The 19,277-nt window shown below is 69.3% G+C and carries 16 protein-coding genes; 15 read left to right on the top strand and 1 reads right to left on the bottom strand.

Annotated elements, in window-relative coordinates; all coding sequences use genetic code 11:
- Positions 1-36 precede the first annotated feature (36 nt).
- Positions 37-1,329, top strand: coding sequence for a geranylgeranyl reductase family protein (locus ACZ6BB_RS36050; RefSeq protein WP_471619345.1), 1,293 nt, complete (start codon positions 37-39; stop codon positions 1,327-1,329).
- 351 nt (positions 1,330-1,680) lie between these two features.
- Here the strand turns inward: ACZ6BB_RS36050 and ACZ6BB_RS36055 are convergent, their stop codons facing one another.
- Complete coding sequence (locus ACZ6BB_RS36055; protein ID WP_471619346.1) at positions 1,681-2,517, bottom strand: C40 family peptidase; 837 nt, start codon at positions 2,515-2,517, stop codon at positions 1,681-1,683.
- A gap of 719 nt (positions 2,518-3,236) precedes the next feature.
- On the opposite strand from ACZ6BB_RS36055, the gene ACZ6BB_RS36060 reads away from it, so the two are divergent.
- Genes ACZ6BB_RS36060 through nuoN form a run of 14 tightly spaced genes read left to right on the top strand, consistent with a single transcriptional unit; the run spans position 3,237 to position 19,178 of the window.
- Positions 3,237-3,596, top strand: a complete 360-nt coding sequence (locus tag ACZ6BB_RS36060; RefSeq protein WP_005476348.1) for an NADH-quinone oxidoreductase subunit A — start codon at positions 3,237-3,239, stop codon at positions 3,594-3,596.
- 15 nt (positions 3,597-3,611) lie between these two features.
- Positions 3,612-4,166: a NuoB/complex I 20 kDa subunit family protein gene (locus ACZ6BB_RS36065; RefSeq protein WP_007383964.1), complete on the top strand. Its 555-nt coding sequence runs from the start codon at positions 3,612-3,614 to the stop codon at positions 4,164-4,166.
- Complete coding sequence (locus tag ACZ6BB_RS36070; protein ID WP_471619347.1) at positions 4,163-4,924, top strand: NADH-quinone oxidoreductase subunit C; 762 nt, start codon at positions 4,163-4,165, stop codon at positions 4,922-4,924. Before ACZ6BB_RS36065 ends, ACZ6BB_RS36070 begins: the two co-directional genes overlap by 4 nt.
- Positions 4,921-6,243 (top strand): NADH-quinone oxidoreductase subunit D, encoded by a 1,323-nt coding sequence (locus ACZ6BB_RS36075; RefSeq protein WP_471619348.1) that lies wholly within the window; start codon positions 4,921-4,923, stop codon positions 6,241-6,243. The genes ACZ6BB_RS36070 and ACZ6BB_RS36075 overlap by 4 nt, the downstream gene beginning before the upstream one ends.
- A 29-nt stretch (positions 6,244-6,272) precedes the next feature.
- Positions 6,273-7,103, top strand: coding sequence for an NADH-quinone oxidoreductase subunit NuoE (nuoE, locus tag ACZ6BB_RS36080; RefSeq protein ID WP_471619393.1), 831 nt, complete (start codon positions 6,273-6,275; stop codon positions 7,101-7,103).
- Positions 7,103-8,458: an NADH-quinone oxidoreductase subunit NuoF gene (gene nuoF / locus ACZ6BB_RS36085; RefSeq protein ID WP_471619349.1), complete on the top strand. Its 1,356-nt coding sequence runs from the start codon at positions 7,103-7,105 to the stop codon at positions 8,456-8,458. The genes nuoE and nuoF overlap by 1 nt, the downstream gene beginning before the upstream one ends.
- Entirely contained in the window at positions 8,455-10,959 is a 2,505-nt protein-coding gene (locus ACZ6BB_RS36090; RefSeq protein ID WP_471619350.1) for an NADH-quinone oxidoreductase subunit G, read from the top strand. Before nuoF ends, ACZ6BB_RS36090 begins: the two co-directional genes overlap by 4 nt.
- Entirely contained in the window at positions 10,956-12,320 is a 1,365-nt protein-coding gene (nuoH, locus tag ACZ6BB_RS36095; protein WP_471619351.1) for an NADH-quinone oxidoreductase subunit NuoH, read from the top strand. The genes ACZ6BB_RS36090 and nuoH overlap by 4 nt, the downstream gene beginning before the upstream one ends.
- Complete coding sequence (gene nuoI / locus ACZ6BB_RS36100; protein WP_471619352.1) at positions 12,313-12,915, top strand: NADH-quinone oxidoreductase subunit NuoI; 603 nt, start codon at positions 12,313-12,315, stop codon at positions 12,913-12,915. The genes nuoH and nuoI overlap by 8 nt, the downstream gene beginning before the upstream one ends.
- Positions 12,912-13,748: an NADH-quinone oxidoreductase subunit J gene (locus tag ACZ6BB_RS36105; RefSeq protein ID WP_471619353.1), complete on the top strand. Its 837-nt coding sequence runs from the start codon at positions 12,912-12,914 to the stop codon at positions 13,746-13,748. The genes nuoI and ACZ6BB_RS36105 overlap by 4 nt, the downstream gene beginning before the upstream one ends.
- Complete coding sequence (gene nuoK, locus ACZ6BB_RS36110) at positions 13,745-14,044, top strand: NADH-quinone oxidoreductase subunit NuoK (RefSeq protein ID WP_005481399.1); 300 nt, start codon at positions 13,745-13,747, stop codon at positions 14,042-14,044. The genes ACZ6BB_RS36105 and nuoK overlap by 4 nt, the downstream gene beginning before the upstream one ends.
- 15 nt (positions 14,045-14,059) lie before the next feature.
- Positions 14,060-15,955 carry an NADH-quinone oxidoreductase subunit L gene (gene nuoL / locus ACZ6BB_RS36115; RefSeq protein WP_471619354.1) on the top strand — a complete coding sequence of 632 codons (1,896 nt, stop codon included), beginning with the start codon at positions 14,060-14,062 and terminating at the stop codon, positions 15,953-15,955.
- A 5-nt stretch (positions 15,956-15,960) separates the two neighbouring features.
- Positions 15,961-17,532 carry an NADH-quinone oxidoreductase subunit M gene (locus ACZ6BB_RS36120; protein WP_471619355.1) on the top strand — a complete coding sequence of 524 codons (1,572 nt, stop codon included), beginning with the start codon at positions 15,961-15,963 and terminating at the stop codon, positions 17,530-17,532.
- Positions 17,529-19,178 (top strand): NADH-quinone oxidoreductase subunit NuoN, encoded by a 1,650-nt coding sequence (gene nuoN / locus ACZ6BB_RS36125; RefSeq protein WP_471619356.1) that lies wholly within the window; start codon positions 17,529-17,531, stop codon positions 19,176-19,178. Before ACZ6BB_RS36120 ends, nuoN begins: the two co-directional genes overlap by 4 nt.
- Positions 19,179-19,277 lie beyond the last annotated feature (99 nt).

Consider the following 19,277-nt stretch of genomic DNA (forward strand, 5'->3'; position numbering starts at 1 on the left):
TGCTCCGCACCGTCTACTTCTTGGGGAGAACCCGTCGTGACCGAGCCCCAGCCCCTTACCGAACACACCGCCGATGTGATCGTCGTCGGGGCCGGGCCAGCCGGTTCCACCACCGCGTACTACCTGGCCAAGGCCGGCCTGGACGTGCTGCTCCTGGAGAAGACCAGCTTCCCGAGGGAGAAGGTCTGCGGCGACGGCCTCACCCCGCGCGCCACCAAGCAGCTGGTGTCGATGGGCATCGACATCTCCGAGGAGGCCGGCTGGCTCCGCAACAAGGGGCTGCGGATCATCGGCGGCGGCGTCCGCCTCCAGCTCGACTGGCCGGATCTCGCCTCCTACCCGGACTACGGACTGGTCCGCAAGCGCGACGACTTCGACGAGCAGCTCGCCCGCCAGGCGCAGAAGGCGGGTGCCCGGCTGTACGAGCGCTGCAACGTGGGCGCGCCCATCGTCGACGACCGCACCGGCCGGATCACCGGCGTGCACGCCAAGCTCGGCGAGGAGAAGCGGGAAGTCACCTTCCACGCCCCTCTGGTGGTCGCGGCCGACGGCAACTCCACCCGCCTCTCCCTCGCCATGGGTCTGCACCGCCGCGAGGACCGTCCGATGGGCGTCGCCGTCCGCACGTACTTCACCTCCCCGCGCCACGACGACGACTACCTGGAGTCCTGGCTGGAACTGTGGGACAAGCGCGGGCCGGGCGAGGACCGTCTCCTCCCCGGTTACGGCTGGATCTTCGGCATGGGCGACGGCACGTCCAACGTCGGTCTGGGCGTCCTCAACACCTCCGCCGCCTTCAAGGAGCTGGACTGGCGCGACGTGCTGAAGGCCTGGTGCGCGTCCATGCCCGAGGAGTGGGGCTACACCCCCGACAACATGACCGGGCCCATCCGCGGCGCCGCCCTCCCGATGGCCTTCAACCGCCAGCCCCACTACACCAAGGGCCTGCTGCTGGTCGGCGACGCCGGGGGCATGGTGAACCCGTTCAACGGCGAAGGCATCGCCTACGCCATGGAGTCCGGGCAGATCGCCGCCGACGTCATCGTCCAGGCACACGCCCGCGCCACCCCCGGGCAGCGCGAACTCGCCCTCCAGCGCTACCCGCAGGTCCTCAAGGACACCTTCGGCGGCTACTACACGATGGGCCGCGCCTTCGTGAAGCTCATCGGCAACCCGAAGATCATGAAGCTCGCGACCCAGCGGGGTCTCACCCACCCGCTCCTGATGAAGTTCACCCTGAAGATGCTGGCCAACCTCACCGACCCCACCGGCGGTGACGCGATGGACCGCATCATCAACGGCCTGAGCAAGGTGGCCCCGAAGGCGTGACGACCGGTCTGTCCTGACTGGTCGGTCCTGACCGGTCTGTCCTGACCGGGGTGTTCCGGCCCGGGTTGCAGCGCCTGCCGGGGTTGCGTTGAATCGTCCGCCGGGCCGGCATCGTCCGCCGGGCCGGCAACGCCTGCCGAGGTGTGAGGTGTACCGGCCCCGGAGGCGGGAACCCGTCAGGCGCGACGACAGGGCCCCGTGGCGGCCGGAGCCGTCCCGCACCCCCGTGCGGGTCGGCGGCGGCCCTGTGGGGCTCCTGGGGCCTTTCCGGGGGCAGCCCGGAGGGCCGCTTCCCCTCGGGGAGAGCGGCCCTCTCGAAAAGTGTCTGGGCGACCGCGCGCGGGCGTGGCCTCAGAGCACGCGCACCGCACCCGTCGCCGGGTAGCCGGAAAGGTCCTGGATGACGACGCCCTTGGAGGGGTTCGCCGCGTCCAGGTACTGGCCGTTCCCGATGTAGACACCCACGTGGTACGCGGAGCCCTTGGCGCCCCAGTACAGGATGTCGCCGACCTGCAGGTTGGACAGCGAGACCTCGGTGCCCTGCATCGACTGGTCCTGGGAGACCCGGGGGAGGTCCACGCCGACCTGCTTGAAGGCGGCCTGCACCAGCGAGGAGCAGTCCCACGCGTTGGGGCCGGTGGCGCCCATCACGTACGCGTCGCCGAGCTGCGCCTTCAGGAAGCCGATGACCGTGCCGACGCTGCCGGTGGCGGCCGTCGTCGTCGTGGTCGTGGTCGTCGCCGAGTTGGTGGTGAGGGTGGTCCGCTCGCTGTCACGCGCGGCACGCTCGGCCTCGGCCTTGCGCTCGGCCTCGGCGGCGGCCTTCTTGCGGGCCTCTTCCTTCTTCGCCTTGACCAGGTCCTTCTCGGCCTGCTTGGCAGCCTGTTCGGCGGCCGTGTCACGCTCGGCCTGCAGCTGGTAGTCGGCCGCCATCGCCTGCGTGGCGTCCGCGGACTGCGCGGCCTGCGTGGCCAGGCCGGCCGTGAGGGTGGGCAGTTCGAGCGTCTGCGTCACCGGCTCCGCCGCGAAAGCCGACGTGGACGCGCCGGCCACTGCCACGGTGCTGAGAACGCCACCGGCGACTCCGGCGCGCATCGCGATCGAGGACGCGTTGCGGCGGGGTTTCCGGTGGCTGCGTATGTGAGCGGTGTGGGACATGGGTACAAGCGGTACCAGCGACTCCTCCATACCTTCAAGAAACGTGTGCTGCGCCACAGTTGTTCAACGGAGTCCCCAAATTCCCTGTGCGTCACTCTTTATTGACGCCGTAACGGGCATAGCGGACACGGCTCACCATGCCTGTGATCATGCGCTTTCGTGAATACGTCCGAATTGCCCTGTGCTTACCATCGATCGCAGCGAGTGGCCAAGGCTCGTTGATTTGATCTTACTGTGATGTGGCGCAGGTCACAGAACTGTCGCCCGCCGACGCGGCGTCCCGCGCGGGAGGGTCCGTCCCCGGGTGCTCGTGAACGCGTGCACGCGTCCACATCCGCGCACCGGACTCCCTCCGGGGTGTGAACGCCGCGCACTACCAAGCGGCCCCCGTCCAGCACCAATTTGCATGCAGCGGAAATCTCTTGATATGGAGACGACCCTCGTGACCAGCGGTAACGAACGAAAATGTCACTTCTGGTGATCAGTCTGGCGCTTCCAGTATGAAGATCGACGGCCGTCCGACTTCATGATCCATCGTCAGGTGGTGGAGATCACAAACTCGGTGCTGCACTCCGTGTCGCAGATCACAGACCCGCAGGCATAGGATGCGGGGCAGTTGGGCTTGTGACCTGCTTCACATGTTCGCGATCTTCGTCGGGACGGGCGGAGTTCGTGGGACGGGTGGGGCCGGTGAACAGGGCCGACGCAATCCGCCAGCAGTCAGTGCCGACTGAGAGGAGCGAGGAGCGGTGAACGCCTATGCGCCCATCCTCGTACTGGGAGCCCTCGGGGCAGGCTTTGCGATCTTCTCCGTGATCATGGCCTCGCTGATCGGCCCGAAGCGCTACAACCGGGCCAAGCTCGAGGCTTACGAGTGCGGGATCGAGCCCACCCCCACGCCGGCCGGCGGAGGGCGTTTCCCCATCAAGTACTACCTGACGGCGATGCTCTTCATCGTCTTCGACATCGAGATCGTCTTCCTCTACCCCTGGGCCGTCACCTTCGACGCCCTGGGTGTTTTCGGGCTCGTGGAGATGCTGCTCTTCGTGCTCACCGTCTTCGTCGCCTACGCGTACGTCTGGCGCCGCGGCGGCCTGGAATGGGACTGAGGGGCCTTTAAGACCATGGGACTCGAAGAAAAACTGCCGAGCGGTTTCCTGCTGACCACCGTCGAGCAGGCCGCGGGCTGGGTACGCAAGGCGTCCGTCTTCCCCGCCACCTTCGGCCTCGCCTGTTGTGCCATCGAGATGATGACCACGGGCGCGGGACGCTACGACCTGGCGCGCTTCGGAATGGAGGTGTTCCGGGGGTCGCCGCGCCAGGCGGACCTGATGATCGTGGCCGGCCGGGTCAGCCAGAAGATGGCGCCGGTGCTGCGGCAGGTCTACGACCAGATGCCCAATCCCAAGTGGGTGATCTCCATGGGGGTCTGCGCGTCGTCGGGCGGCATGTTCAACAACTACGCGATCGTCCAGGGCGTCGACCACATCGTCCCCGTCGACATCTACCTGCCGGGCTGCCCGCCGCGGCCCGAGATGCTGATGGACGCGATCCTCAAGCTCCACCAGAAGATCCAGTCGTCCAAGCTCGGCGTGAACGCCGAGGAAGCGGCCCGCGAGGCGGAGGAAGCGGCACTCAAGGCGCTCCCCACCATCGAGATGAAGGGGCTGCTGCGATGAGCGACGCGAACGGCAAGAACGGCGCGGACGGGTCGAACGGGGTGAACCCCGAGAAGGACCTCGCCGCCTCCAACCTCCCCGGCCAGCGTGGCGACGGCGGTGAGGAGATCCGCGTTCAGCGCGGGATGTTCGGCGCGAACAACGGCGGCGACACCTCCGGCTACGGCGGCCTGGTCCGCTCCGTCCGGCTGCCCGGCCCGGCGAACCGCCCCTACGGCGGCTGGTTCGACGAGGTCGCCGACGAGCTGGAGGGCGCCCTGGAGGAACAGGGCCTGGTCCCCGAGAACGTGATCGACAAGACGGTCGTCGACCGCGACGAGATCACCTTCCACATCGAGCGCGAGCACCTGCCGCGCGTCGCCCGGACCCTGCGCGACGACCCGGCCCTGCGCTTCGAGCTGTGCACCGGTGTCTCCGGCGTCCACTACCCCGGCGACAAGGGCCGCGAGCTGCACGCCGTCTACCACCTGCGCTCGATCACCCACAACCGGCTGATCCGCCTGGAGGTCTCGGCCCCCGACGCCGACCCGCACATCCCGACGCTCGTCCCCGTCTATCCCACCAACGACTGGCACGAGCGCGAGACGTACGACTTCTTCGGCATCGTCTTCGACGGCCACCCCGCGCTGACGCGGATCATGATGCCGGACGACTGGCAGGGCTTCCCGCAGCGCAAGGACTATCCCCTCGGCGGCATCCCCGTCGAGTACAAGGGCGCCCAGATCCCGGCTCCGGACCAGCGGAGGTCGTACTCATGAGCACGTCGCACGCAACTCCGCGCGAGACCACCGAGGGCACCGTCTACACGGTCACCGGCGGCGACTGGGACGAGGTCGCCCAGACCGCGGCCCGGTCCGACGACGAACGCATCATCGTCAACATGGGTCCCCAGCACCCGTCCACCCACGGTGTGCTCCGGCTCATCCTGGAGATCGACGGCGAGACCGTCACCGAGGCCCGCTGCGGCATCGGCTACCTCCACACCGGCATCGAGAAGAATCTCGAATACCGCACGTGGACCCAGGGCACCACGTTCGTGACGCGCATGGACTACCTGACGCCGTTCTTCAACGAGACGGCGTACTGCCTCGCGGTCGAGAAGCTCCTCGGCATCGAGGACCAGATCCCCGACCGCGCCACGATCATCCGCGTGCTCCTGATGGAACTGAACCGGCTCTCCTCCCACCTGGTGTGCATCGCCACCGGCGGCATGGAGCTGGGCGCCACCACGATCATGATCTACGGCTTCCGTGATCGTGAACTCATTCTCGACATCTACGAGCTGATCACCGGCCTGCGCATGAACCACGCGTACATCCGGCCGGGCGGACTCGCCCAGGACCTGCCGCCCGGCGCGGTGGACCAGATCCGCGAGTTCGTGAAGAAGATGGAGAAGAACCTTCCCGAGTACGACAAGCTCGCCACCGGGAACCCCATCTTCAAGGCCCGTATGCAGGACGTCGGCTATCTGGACCTGTCCGGCTGCATGGCCCTCGGCGCCACCGGCCCGATCCTGCGCTCCGCCGGCCTCCCGCACGACCTGCGCAAGGCCCAGCCGTACTGCGGGTACGAGACGTACGACTTCGACGTCCCGACCGCCGACTCCTGCGACTCCTACGGCCGCTTCCTGATCCGGCTCGAAGAGATGCGCCAGTCCCTCAGGATCGTCGAGCAGTGCCTGGACCGGCTGCAGCCCGGCCCGGTCATGGTCGGCGACAAGAAGATCGCCTGGCCCGCCCAGCTCGCCCTCGGACCGGACGGACTCGGCAACTCCCTGGACCACATCAAGAAGATCATGGGCACCTCCATGGAGGCCCTCATCCACCACTTCAAGCTGGTGACCGAGGGCTTCCGCGTCCCGCCGGGACAGGCGTACGCGGCCGTCGAGTCGCCCAAGGGCGAACTCGGGGTGCACGTCGTCTCCGACGGCGGCACCCGCCCCTTCCGGGTCCACTACCGGGACCCGTCCTTCACCAACCTGCAGGCCATGGCGGCGATGTGCGAGGGCGGCCAGGTCGCCGACGTCATCGTCGCCGTCGCGTCCATCGACCCCGTGATGGGAGGCGTCGACCGGTGACCACCACCCCCGAGGGCGTCAGCCTGGGCATGCCCCAACTGCCCGCGCCCGACTTCCCGGACGACGTTCGAGCACGGCTGGAGCGGGACGCCGCCGAGATCGTCGCCCGCTACCCGGACTCCCGGTCCGCCCTCCTGCCGCTGCTGCACCTCATGCAGTCGGAGGAGGGGCATGTCACCCGCACCGGTGTGCGGTTCTGCGCGGACGTGCTCGGCCTGACCACGGCCGAGGTCACCGCCGTCGCCACCTTCTACTCCATGTACCGGCGCAAGCCGTCCGGCGACTACCAGGTGGGCGTCTGCACCAACACCCTGTGCGCGGTGATGGGCGGCGACGCGATCTTCGAGGCGCTCCAGGACCACCTGGGCGTCGGCAACGGCGAGACCACCGACGACGGCAAGGTCACCCTGGAGCACATCGAGTGCAACGCGGCCTGCGACTTCGCGCCGGTCGTGATGGTCAACTGGGAGTTCTTCGACAACCAGACCGTCGACAGCGCCAAGCGCCTCGTCGACGACCTGCGCGACGGGGCCGAGGTCGAGCCCACGCGCGGGGCGCCGCTGTGCACGTTCAAGGAGACCGCGCGGATCCTCGCCGGCTTCCCCGACGAGCGGCCCGGGGCCGTCGAGGCGAGCGGCGGCGCGGGCCCCGCCTCGCTGGTCGGCCTCCGCCTGGCCAGGGGCGAGACCGGACCCGCGCGCGTGGTCCACCCACGGGACGGCGGTCCGCACGACGAGCCGCGCGACAAGGTGCACGAGCCGTCACCCACCGAGCACCTCAGTTCGCACGACGCGCCGCAGGACACGTCGGCCTCGGACCCCGCCCACCCGGCCGGGCCGGCAGCCGAGGAGGGGGAGTGATGACGTTGGCACCCGAGATCAAAGGCACCAGCCCGGACAAGCTGCTCGCACCCGTGCTGTCGGCCTTCTGGGACGAGGACAGGGCGTGGACGCTCGACGTCTACCGGAGGCACGACGGATACGAAGGTCTGCGCAAGGCGCTGGCCATGTCCCCGGACGACGTCATCGCGTACGTCAAGGAGTCCGGGCTGCGCGGCCGGGGCGGCGCCGGATTCCCGACCGGGATGAAGTGGCAGTTCATTCCCCAGGGAGATGGAAAGCCGCACTATCTCGTCGTCAACGCCGACGAGTCGGAGCCCGGAACGTGCAAGGACATCCCGCTCCTCTTCGCGAACCCGCACAGCCTCGTCGAAGGCATGATCATCGCGTGCTACGCCATCCGGTCCTCGCACGCCTTCATCTATCTGCGGGGTGAGGTCGTCCCCGTCCTGCGGCGGCTGCACGAGGCCGTCCGTGAGGCCTACGAGGCCGGCTTCCTCGGCGAGAACATCCTGGGCAGCGGACTCGACCTCGACATCACCGTGCACGCGGGCGCCGGCGCGTACATCTGCGGTGAGGAGACCGCGCTGCTCGACTCGCTCGAAGGCCGCCGTGGCCAGCCGCGGCTGCGCCCTCCCTTCCCCGCCGTCGAGGGCCTCTACGCGTGCCCCACTGTCGTGAACAACGTCGAGTCCATCGCGTCGGTTCCCGCCATCATGCACAAGGGCAAGGAATGGTTCCGGTCGATGGGCAGCGAGAAGTCCCCCGGCTTCACGCTCTACTCGCTCAGCGGCCACGTCGCGAGCCCCGGCCAGTACGAGGCACCGCTCGGCATCACGCTGCGCCAGCTCCTGGAGATGAGCGGCGGAATGCGCCCCGGACACCGCCTCAAGTTCTGGACACCGGGCGGCTCCTCCACCCCCATGTTCACCGACGAGCACCTCGACGTCCCGCTCGACTACGAGGGCGTGGGCGCCGCGGGTTCCATGCTCGGCACCAAGGCACTGCAGTGCTTCGACGAGACCACCTGCGTCGTGCGGGCCGTCACCCGCTGGACCGAGTTCTACGCCCACGAGTCCTGCGGCAAGTGCACCCCCTGCCGCGAAGGCACCTACTGGCTCGTGCAGCTGCTGCGTGACATCGAGGCCGGCAAGGGCGTCATGAGCGACCTCGACAAGCTGAACGACATCGCCGACAACATCAACGGCAAGTCCTTCTGCGCCCTCGGCGACGGCGCCGCCTCGCCGATCTTCTCCTCCCTCAAGTACTTCCGCGCGGAGTACGAGGACCACATCACGGGCCGTGGCTGCCCGTTCGACCCGGCCAGGTCGACGGTCTGGGCCGACAAGGACAAGCACGCGGAGGTGAACGCATGACCGTGACCACGAGCGCTCCCTCCGGGGGCGGCGAGGCGGCGGTCCCGCCGGAAGACCTGGTCTCGCTGACCATCGACGGCATCGACATCAGCGTGCCCAAGGGCACCCTGGTCATCCGGGCCGCCGAACAACTCGGCGTCGAGATCCCCCGCTTCTGCGACCACCCCCTCCTCGACCCGGTCGGCGCCTGCCGCCAGTGCATCGTCGAGGTCGAGGGCCAGCGCAAGCCCATGGCGTCCTGCACGATCACCTGTACGGACGGGATGGTCGTCAAGACCCACCTCACCTCCCCGGTCGCGGAGAAGGCCCAGAAGGGGGTGATGGAGCTCCTGCTCATCAACCACCCGCTGGACTGCCCGGTCTGCGACAAGGGCGGCGAGTGCCCCCTGCAGAACCAGGCCATGTCGCACGGCCACTCCGAGTCCCGCTTCGAGGGCAGGAAGCGCACCTACGAGAAGCCCGTACCCATCTCCACCCAGGTCCTGCTCGACCGTGAGCGGTGCGTGCTGTGCGCCCGCTGCACCCGCTTCTCCAACCAGGTAGCCGGCGACCCGATGATCGAACTGGTCGAGCGGGGCGCGCTCCAGCAGGTCGGCACCGGAGAGGGCGACCCCTTCGAGTCGTACTTCTCCGGCAACACCATCCAGATCTGCCCCGTCGGCGCGCTGACCTCGGCGGCGTACCGATTCCGCTCCCGCCCCTTCGACCTCGTCTCCTCGCCGTCGGTCTGCGAGCACTGCTCCGGCGGCTGCGCGACCCGCACCGACCACCGGCGCGGCAAGGTCATGCGGCGCCTCGCCGCCAACGACCCCGAGGTCAACGAGGAGTGGATCTGCGACAAGGGACGGTTCGCGTTCCGCTACGCGCAGCGCCCGGACCGGCTCACCACCCCCCTCGTCCGCAACGCCGAGGGCGTCCTGGAACCGGCGTCCTGGCCGGAGGCCCTGGAGGCCGCCGCCCGCGGACTCCTCGCCGCGCGCGGCCGGGCCGGTGTGCTGACCGGTGGCCGGCTCACCGTCGAGGACGCCTACGCGTACAGCAAGTTCGCGCGCGTGGCCCTCGACACCAACGACATCGACTTCCGCGCGCGCGTGCACAGCGGCGAGGAGGCCGACTTCCTGGCCGCCCGCGTCGCAGGCCGCGGCCGTGACCTCGACGGTACGGGCGTCACGTACGCCGCCCTGGAGAAGGCGCCCGCCGTCCTGCTGGTCGGTTTCGAGGCCGAGGAGGAGGCGCCCGGCGTCTTCCTCCGGCTGCGCAAGGCGTGGCGCAAGCACAAGCAGCGGGTGTTCTCGCTGGCCACACACTCCACGCCGGGCCTGGCGAAGGCCGGCGGCACGCTGCTGCCGGCCGCGCCCGGCACCGAGACCGAATGGCTGGACGCCCTCGCGAGCGGCTTCGGGCTGGACGAGGACGGCACCCGGGCCGCCGAGGGGCTGCGCACCGAGGGCGCGGTGATCGTCGTCGGGGAGCGGTTCGCGGCCGTGGCCGGCGGTCTCACCGCCGCCGTACGGGCCGCGTCCCTCACCGGCGCGAAGCTGGTGTGGATCCCGCGCCGGGCCGGGGAGCGGGCCGCCGTCGAGGCGGGCGCGCTGCCGTCGGCGCTGCCGGGCGGACGTCCGGCGACCGACCCGCGCGCGCGCGCCGAGGTCGCCGCCGCCTGGGGCGTCGCCGAACTCCCGACGCGCTACGGCCGGGACACCGGGCAGATCGTCGAGGCCGCCGCCACCGGAGAGCTCGGGGCCCTGGTGGTGGCGGGTGTCGAGGTCGCCGATCTGCCCGACCCGGCACGCGCGCGTGAGGCGCTCACCGCGGTGGGCTTCCTGGTGTCGCTGGAACTGCGGCCCAGCGAGGTCACCGACCGGGCGGACGTCGTTCTTCCGGTCGCCGCCGTCGCCGAGAAGGCGGGCACCTTCCTCAACTGGGAGGGCCGTGCCCGGATGTTCGAGGCCGCGCTGAAGCCCGACCAGATGACCCGCCGGGTGGCACCCACCGACGGACGGGTCCTGCAGATGCTGGCCGACGCCATGGACGTCCACCTGGGACTGCCGGATCTGACCACCACGCGCGCGGAGCTGGACCGCCTCGGCGGCTGGGACGGCGCGCGGGCCAACGAGCCGGTGGAGGTCGCGGCCGGACTGCCGCGCCCGGCCGCCGGGGAGGCCGTCCTCGCCGGACACCGGCTGCTGCTCGACCAGGGCCGCCTCCAGGACGGCGACGAAGCCCTCGCCGGCACACGGCACGCCGCCCACGCGCGCGTGTCCGCCGCCACGGCCGCCGAGGCGGGCGTCAAGAACGGCGACGTCCTCGCGGTCACCGGCCCCGCCGGGGTCGTCGAACTGCCGCTGCAGATCACCGAGATGCCCGACCGCGTCGTCTGGCTGCCGCTGAACTCCACCGGCTCGGGCGTCGCCTCCGACACCGGGGCGCTGCCCGGCGCACTCGTCCGTATCGGCCCCGCGACGCTCGCCGCCGAGGCCCCCGAGGAGGTGGAGGCATGAGCGCGTACTACCTCGCCGCGGAAGACCTCTCGATGTTCGGCCGCGACCCCTGGTGGCTGGTCGTCGTCAAGGCGGTGTTCTGCTTCGCCTTCCTGATGGTGACCGTGCTGTTCTCCATCGTGTGGGAGCGCAAGGTCGTCGCCTGGATGCAGCTGCGCATCGGCCCCAACCGGCACGGCCCCTGGGGCATGCTCCAGTCCCTCGCCGACGGCATCAAGCTGATGCTGAAGGAAGACGTCATCGTCAAGCGCGCGGACAAGGTCGTCTACGTCCTCGCACCGATCGTCGCGGCCATCCCGGCCTTCATGGCGATCGCGGTGATCCCCTTCGGCCCGGCCGGCAACGAGGTCTCGATCTTCGGCCAGCGCACCACGATGCAGCTCACCGACCTGCCGATCGCGATGCTCTACGTCCTCGCGGTCGCCTCGGTCGGCATCTACGGCATCGTGCTGGCGGGCTGGAGCTCCGGCTCCACCTACCCGCTGCTCGGCGGCCTGCGGTCCGCCGCCCAGATGATCTCGTACGAGATCGCCATGGGCGCCGCGTTCGCCTCCGTCTTCCTCTACTCGGGGTCGATGTCGACCTCCGCGATCGTGGAGGCGCAGCAGGACCGCTGGTACATCGTGCTGCTGCCGGTCTCGTTCCTGATCTACATCGTGACCATGGTCGGTGAGACCAACCGGGCCCCGTTCGACATGCCGGAGTCCGAGGGCGACCTGGTCGGCGGCTTCAACACCGAGTACTCGTCGATCAAGTTCGCGATGTTCATGCTCGCCGAGTACGTCAACATGGTCACCGTCTCCGCCGTGTCGGTGACGCTCTTCCTCGGCGGCTGGCGGGCCCCCTGGCCCGTCAGCACCTTCTGGGAGGGCGCCAACCACGGCTGGTGGCCGATGCTCTGGTTCGTGGTGAAGGTGCAGCTGCTGCTGTTCTTCTTCATCTGGCTGCGCGGCACCCTCCCGCGCGTCCGCTACGACCAGCTGATGAAGCTCGGCTGGAAGGTCCTGCTGCCGGTCTCCGTGGTCTGGCTGATGCTCGTCGCGACCGTACGGACCCTGCGCAACGAGAACTACGACTTCGCCGAGATCGCCCTGTACGTCGCAGGCGCCGTCATCGTGCTGTTCCTGCTCTCCGTCGTCGCCGACATGTTCCGCGACCGGCGCGAGGCCCAGGACCAGCCCGCCGAACCGGTCGGCTTCGACCCGATGGCCGGCGGGTTCCCCGTACCGCCCCTGCCCGGACAGACCCTCCCGCCGGTGCCGCGCAGGCGTCCGCGACGGGAGCGGGAGCTCGTTGTCAGTGGCGGGTCCGATACTGACAGTGACGGATCTTCGAATGGGAAGGAGGCGTCCGATGGCTGAGGAGCCGAAGGAGACCAAGCCCGGTTTCCAGAACCCCGTCGCCGGCTTCGGCGTGACCTTCAAGGCCATGTTCAAGAAGCGGCTGACCGAGCAGTATCCCGAGCAGCAGAAGACCACGGCCCCACGGTTCCACGGCCGGCACCAGCTCAACCGCCATCCGGACGGCCTGGAGAAGTGCGTCGGCTGCGAGCTGTGCGCCTGGGCGTGTCCCGCCGACGCCATCTACGTGGAGGGCGCCGACAACACGGACGAGGAGCGCTACTCCCCGGGCGAGCGGTACGGCGCCGTCTACCAGATCAACTACGCCCGCTGCATCCTGTGCGGCCTGTGCATCGAGGCGTGCCCCACGCGCGCGCTCACGATGACCAACGAGTTCGAGCTGGCGGACAGCAGCCGCGCCAACCTCATCTACACCAAGGAGCAGCTGCTCGCCGGGCTGGAGGAGGGCATGGTCGACTCGCCCCACTCGATCTTCCCGGGCACCGACGAGCAGGACTACTACCGAGGGCTGGTCACCGAGGCCGCGCCCGGCACGGTGCGCCAGGTCGCCGTTTCCAAGGGCGAGAAGCCAGAGGACGAGGAGGTGGACGCATGAGCGCGCAACTCGCCGCCTACACCACCTCCACCGGTGAGGCCTTCCAGTTCTGGGTGCTCGGCACGATCGCCGTGATCGGCGCCCTGTGCACCGTCTTCATGAAGAGGGCCGTGCACAGCGCGCTCTGTCTCGCCGGCACCATGATCATCCTGGCGGTGTTCTACCTCGCCAACGGTGCCTACTTCCTGGGCATCGTGCAGATCGTCGTCTACACCGGCGCGATCATGATGCTGTTCCTGTTCGTGGTGATGCTCGTAGGCGTCACCGCGGCGGACTCCCTGAAGGAGACCATCAAGGGCCAGCGCTGGCTGGCCCTCCTGTGCGGCGCCGGCTTCGGCATCCTGCTGACCGCGGGCATCGGCAACGCCTCGCTGACGGAGTTCAACGGCCTGGGTACGGCGAACGCGGGCGGCAACGTGGAGGGCCTCGCGGCCCTGATCTTCACCGACTACGTGTTCGCCTTCGAACTCACCGGCGCCCTCCTCATCACGGCCGCCGTGGGCGCCATGGTCCTCACCCACCGTGAGCGCACCGAGCGCGCCAAGACCCAGCGCGAACTGGCCGAGGAGCGCGTCCGCGAGGGCAAGCACCTCCCGCCGCTGCCGGCCCCGGGCGTCTACGCCCGGCACAACGCGGTCGACATCCCGGGCCTGCTGCCCGACGGCACCCCGTCCGAGCTGACCGTCAGCAAGACCCTCCGGGACCGGGGCCAGGTCCGTGACGTGTCGACCGAGGCGCTCAACGACCTCAAGGCCCTGGAACAGCGCGCCGAGGACCGCCTGGAGCGCACCCCCGGCGGAACCGGCGGCAAGAGCGGGGAGGCATCGAAGTGAATCCCGTCAACTACCTGTATCTCGCCGCCCTGCTCTTCACGATCGGCGCCACCGGCGTCCTGATCAGGCGGAACGCGATCGTGGTGTTCATGTGCGTGGAGCTGATGCTCAACGCCTGCAACCTCACCCTGGTCGCCTTCTCCCGGATGCACGGCAATCTCGACGGCCAGATCATCGCCTTCTTCACGATGGTCGTCGCCGCCGCGGAGGTCGTGGTCGGACTCGCGATCATCGTGTCGCTGTTCCGGTCCCGCCACTCGGCCTCGGTCGACGACGCCAGCCTGATGAAGCTGTAAGGGGTCGGAAGAATCGTGGAGAACCTGATTGCGCTGCTGATCGCGGCGCCCCTGCTCGGAGCCGCGGTCCTGCTGTGCGGCGGCCGGCGGCTCGACGCCGTCGGCCACTGGATCGGCACGGCGCTGGCCGCCGCCTCCTTCGTCATCGGCGTCGTCCTCTTCGCCGACATGCTCGGCAAGGACGCCGAACACCGCGAGATGGGCCAGTACCTGTTCAGCTGGATCCCCGTCGAGGGCTTCCAGGCGGACGTCGCCTTCCAGCTCGACCAGCTGTCGATGACGTTCGTCCTGCTGATCACCGGAGTCGGCTCGCTCATCCACGTGTACTCCATCGGGTACATGGAGCACGACGAGCGCCGCCGCCGCTTCTTCGGCTATCTGAACCTGTTCCTCGCGGCGATGCTGCTGCTCGTCCTCGCCGACAACTACCTGCTGCTCTACGTCGGCTGGGAGGGCGTCGGCCTCGCCTCGTACCTGCTGATCGGCTTCTGGCAGCACAAGCCCAGCGCCGCCACCGCCGCGAAGAAGGCGTTCCTGGTCAACCGCGTCGGTGACGTGGGCCTGTCCATCGCCATCATGCTGATGTTCACCACCTTCGGGACCTTCGCCTTCGGGCCGGTCCTGGAGGCCACCGGTGAGACGAGCGAGGGCAAGCTCACCGCCATCGCGCTGATGCTGCTGCTGGCCGCCTGCGGCAAGTCCGCCCAGGTGCCGCTGCAGTCCTGGCTCGGGGACGCGATGGAGGGCCCGACCCCGGTCTCCGCCCTCATCCACGCCGCGACCATGGTGACCGCGGGCGTCTACCTGATCGTCCGCTCCGCCGCCGTCTTCGACGGCGCCCCGGACGCCCAGCTCGTCACCACCGTCGTCGGCGCGGTCACGCTCCTCTTCGGTGCGATCGTCGGTTGCGCGAAGGACGACATCAAGAAGGCCCTCGCCGGCTCGACGATGTCGCAGATCGGGTACATGGTGCTCGCCGCGGGCCTCGGCCCCGTCGGCTACGTCTTCGCGATCATGCACCTGGTGACGCACGGCTTCTTCAAGGCCGGCCTCTTCCTCGGCGCCGGCTCGGTCATGCACGGCATGAACGACGAGGTCGACATGCGCAAGTACGGCGGCCTGCGGACGTACATGCCGGTCACCTTCGTCACCTTCGGCCTCGGCTACCTCGCCATCATCGGCTTCCCCGGCCTGTCCGGCTTCTTCTCCAAGGACAAGATCATCGAGGCGGCGTTCGCCAAGGGCGGCACCGAGGGCTGGATCCTCGGCGGCGTGGCCCTGCTCGGCGCTGCCATCACCGCGTTCTACATGACGCGCGTGATGCTGATGACCTTCTTCGGCGAGAAGCGCTGGCAGCCCGACGAGCACGGCCACGAGCCGCACCCGCACGAGTCGCCCAGGGTCATGACGATCCCCATGATCGTCCTGGCCGTCGGATCGGTCTTCGGCGGCGCGTACTTCAGCATCGGCGACCGGTTCGTGAACTGGCTGGAGCCCGTCACCGGCCACAAGCACGGAAACCCGCCGATCGGCGCCGCCGCGGTCACCACGGCCACGGTCGCCGTGATGATCATCGGCGTCGGCCTCGCCTGGCTCCAGTACGGGCGCAGGCCCGTCCCCGTCGTCGCCCCGCGCGGATCGCTGCTCACCCGGGCCGCCCGGCGCGACCTCTACCAGGACGACTTCAACCACGTCGTCCTCGTCCGCGGCGGAGAGCACCTCACGCGCTCCCTCGTCTACGTCGACCACACCCTGGTCGACGGTGTCGTCAACGGCACGGCGGCCTCGATGGGCGGCCTCTCCGGGCGGCTGCGCCGGATCCAGAACGGCTATGCCCGGTCGTACGCGGTCTCGATGTTCGGCGGTGCTGCGATCCTCATCGCCGCGACCCTGCTGATGAGGGCGGTCTGATACCGATGTCCTTTCCTCTGCTGACAGCGACGGCGGCGCTCCCGGCCCTCGGGGCGATCGCCACGGCCGCCGTACCGGCCCAGCGGCGCAACGCCGCGAAACTGCTGGCGCTGACCGTCTCGCTGGCCACGCTCGTGCTCGCCGCGATCGTCCTGTTCCGCTTCGACCCGGACGGCGACCGCTACCAGCTCACCGAGTCCCACGCCTGGATCGCGGACTTCGGGGTGCGCTACGAACTGGGCGTGGACGGCATCGCGGTGGCGCTGATCGCGCTCACCGCCCTGCTGATCCCGTTCATCATCCTCGCGGGCTGGCACGACGCCGACCCGCTGGAGACCGGCAGCAAGCGGTGGCGGCCCACCCAGGGATTCTTCGCCCTGATCCTGGCCGTCGAGGCGATGGTGATCATCTCCTTCGAGGCCACCGACGTCTTCCTCTTCTACATCTTCTTCGAAGCCATGCTCATCCCGATGTACTTCCTCATCGGCGGCTTCGGGGACCGTGCCCACGAGCACGGCGAGGAGGCGGCGTCCACGCAGCGCTCGTACGCCGCCGTGAAGTTCCTCCTCTACAACCTGGTCGGCGGCCTGATCATGCTGGCCGCGGTGATCGGCCTGTACGTGGTCGCCGGGAACTTCTCGCTCCCGGAGATCGCCGAGGCCCGCGCCAACGGCACGCTGGAGATGGCCACCAACACCGAGCGGTGGCTGTTCCTCGGCTTCTTCTTCGCCTTCGCGGTGAAGGCCCCGCTGTGGCCGCTGCACACCTGGCTGCCCAACGCCATGCAGGAGTCCACCGCCCCGGTCGCCGTCCTCATCACGGCGGTCGTCGACAAGGTCGGCACCTTCGCGATGCTCCGCTTCTGCCTCGGGCTGTTCCCCGAGGCCAGCGAGTGGGCGACGCCCGCGATCCTCGTCCTCGCGCTGATCAGCATCATCTACGGGGCGCTGCTCGCGGTCGGCCAGCGGGACATCAAGCGGCTGGTGGCGTACGCGTCGATCTCGCACTTCGGGTTCATCATCCTGGGCATCTTCGCGATGACCAGCCAGGGCCAGTCGGGCGCGACGCTCTACATGGTCAACCACGGCATCTCGACCGCCGCGCTCATGCTGGTGGCGGGCTTCCTGATCTCCCGGCGCGGGTCCCGGCTCATCGCCGACTACGGCGGCGTGCAGAAGGTCGCCCCGGTGCTCGCCGGCACCTTCCTGATCGGCGGCCTCGCGACCCTGTCGCTGCCCGGACTCGCCCCGTTCGTCAGCGAGTTCCTGGTCCTGGTCGGCACCTTCGCGCGCTACCCGGTGATCGGGATCATCGCCACCGTCGGCATCGTCCTGGCCGCGCTCTACGTCCTCGTCCTCTACCAGCGGACGATGACCGGCCCGGTGAAGGCCGAGGTCGAGGGGATGCCCGACCTGAGAGTGCGGGAGCTCGTGGTGGTCACCCCGCTGATCGTCCTGCTGCTCTTCCTCGGCGTCTACCCGAAGCCGCTCACCGACATCGTCAACCCGGCGGTGGAGCACACCATGTCCGACGTCCAGAAGAAGGACCCCCAGCCCGAGGTGGAGGCGGCCAAGTGAGCGCATCAGCCGTCCACGGCCTGTGGACAACCGCGGCCGACCCGATCACGAAGATCGACGCGCCGAAGATCGAATACGGGCAGCTGTCGCCCACCCTGATCGTCATCGCAGCGGCGATCCTCGGGGTGCTGATCGAGGCCTTCGTCCCCCGCAAGTTCCGCTACCACGCGCAGGTGTTCCTGTCCGTCGTCGCCCTCGCCGCGTCCTTCGCCGCGGTCGTCGCCCTCGCGGCCCGCGGCTACGGCACCACCAAGGCCGGTATCGCCGCCATGGGCGCCATCGCCGTGGACGGACCGGCCCTGTTCCTCCAGGGCACGATCCTGCTGGCCGGCATCCTCGGCGTCTTCACCTTCGCCGAACGGCGCCTCGACCCCGAGACGCACGGCAACAAGGTCGACTCCTTCGCCGCGCAGGCCGCCTCCGTACCCGGCAGCGACAGCGAGAAGGCGGCCGTCAAGGCCGGGTTCACCACCACCGAGGTGTTCCCGCTGCTGCTGTTCGCGATCGGCGGCATGCTGATCTTCCCGGCGGCCAACGACCTGCTGACCCTGTTCATCGCCCTGGAGGTCTTCTCCCTCCCGCTGTACCTGCTGTGCGCCGTGGCCCGCCGCAAGCGGCTCATGTCGCAGGAGGCCGCGGTCAAGTACTTCCTGCTCGGCGCCTTCGCCTCCGCCTTCACCCTCTTCGGCATCGCCCTGCTGTACGGCTACGCGGGCTCGGTGAAGTACGCCACGATCGCCCAGGTCGTCGACGGCACCATCGGCGACATCAACCCCGCCCTCGCCGACACCATGGGCAACGACGCGCTCCTGCTCATCGGCGCCGCCATGATCGTCATGGGCCTGCTGTTCAAGGTCGGCGCGGTGCCGTTCCACATGTGGACGCCCGACGTGTACCAGGGCGCGCCCACACCGGTCACCGGCTTCATGGCCGCGGCGACCAAGGTGGCCGCCTTCGGCGCGCTGCTCCGGCTCCTGTACGTCGTCCTGCCGGGCCTGCGCTGGGACTGGCGGCCGGTCATGTGGGCCGTCGCCGTCGTCACCATGCTGGGCGGCGCGATCGTCGCCATCACCCAGACCGACATCAAGCGACTGCTCGCCTACTCCTCGATCGCCCACGCCGGGTTCATCCTCGCCGGTGTCATCGCGGCCTCGCCCGACGGCGTCTCGTCCGTGCTGTTCTACCTCGGCGCCTACTCGTTCGTGACGATCGGCGCGTTCGCCGTGGTGACCCTGGTGCGGGACGCGGGCGGCGAGGCGACCCACCTGTCCAAGTGGGCCGGGCTCGGCCGCAGATCTCCCCTGGTGGCGGCCGTGTTCGCGGTCTTCCTGCTCGCCTTCGCGGGCATCCCGCTGACCTCCGGGTTCGCGGGCAAGTTCGCCGTGTTCAAGGCGGCGGCGGAGGGCGGCGCGGGCGCGATCGTCGTGGTCGGTGTGATCTCCTCGGCCATCGCCGCGTTCTTCTACATCCGCGTCATCGTGCTCATGTTCTTCAGCGAGCCGCGCCCCGAGGGGCCGACCGTCGCCGTGCCGTCGCCGCTGACCATGACCGCGATCGCGGTCGGTGTCGCCGTCACGCTGGTGCTCGGCATCGCCCCGCAGTACTTCCTGGACCTCGCGGGACAGGCGGGGGTGTTCGTGCGGTAGCGCTCCGCTCGGGCTGTTCGGACGTGGCGGGACCCGGCTCCTTCGGGGGCCGGGTCCCGCCGTCCGTACCGGGCCGGAACGCCCCGCACGGGTGGAGCC

It is taken from the genome of Streptomyces sp. NPDC041108 (assembly GCF_055592645.1).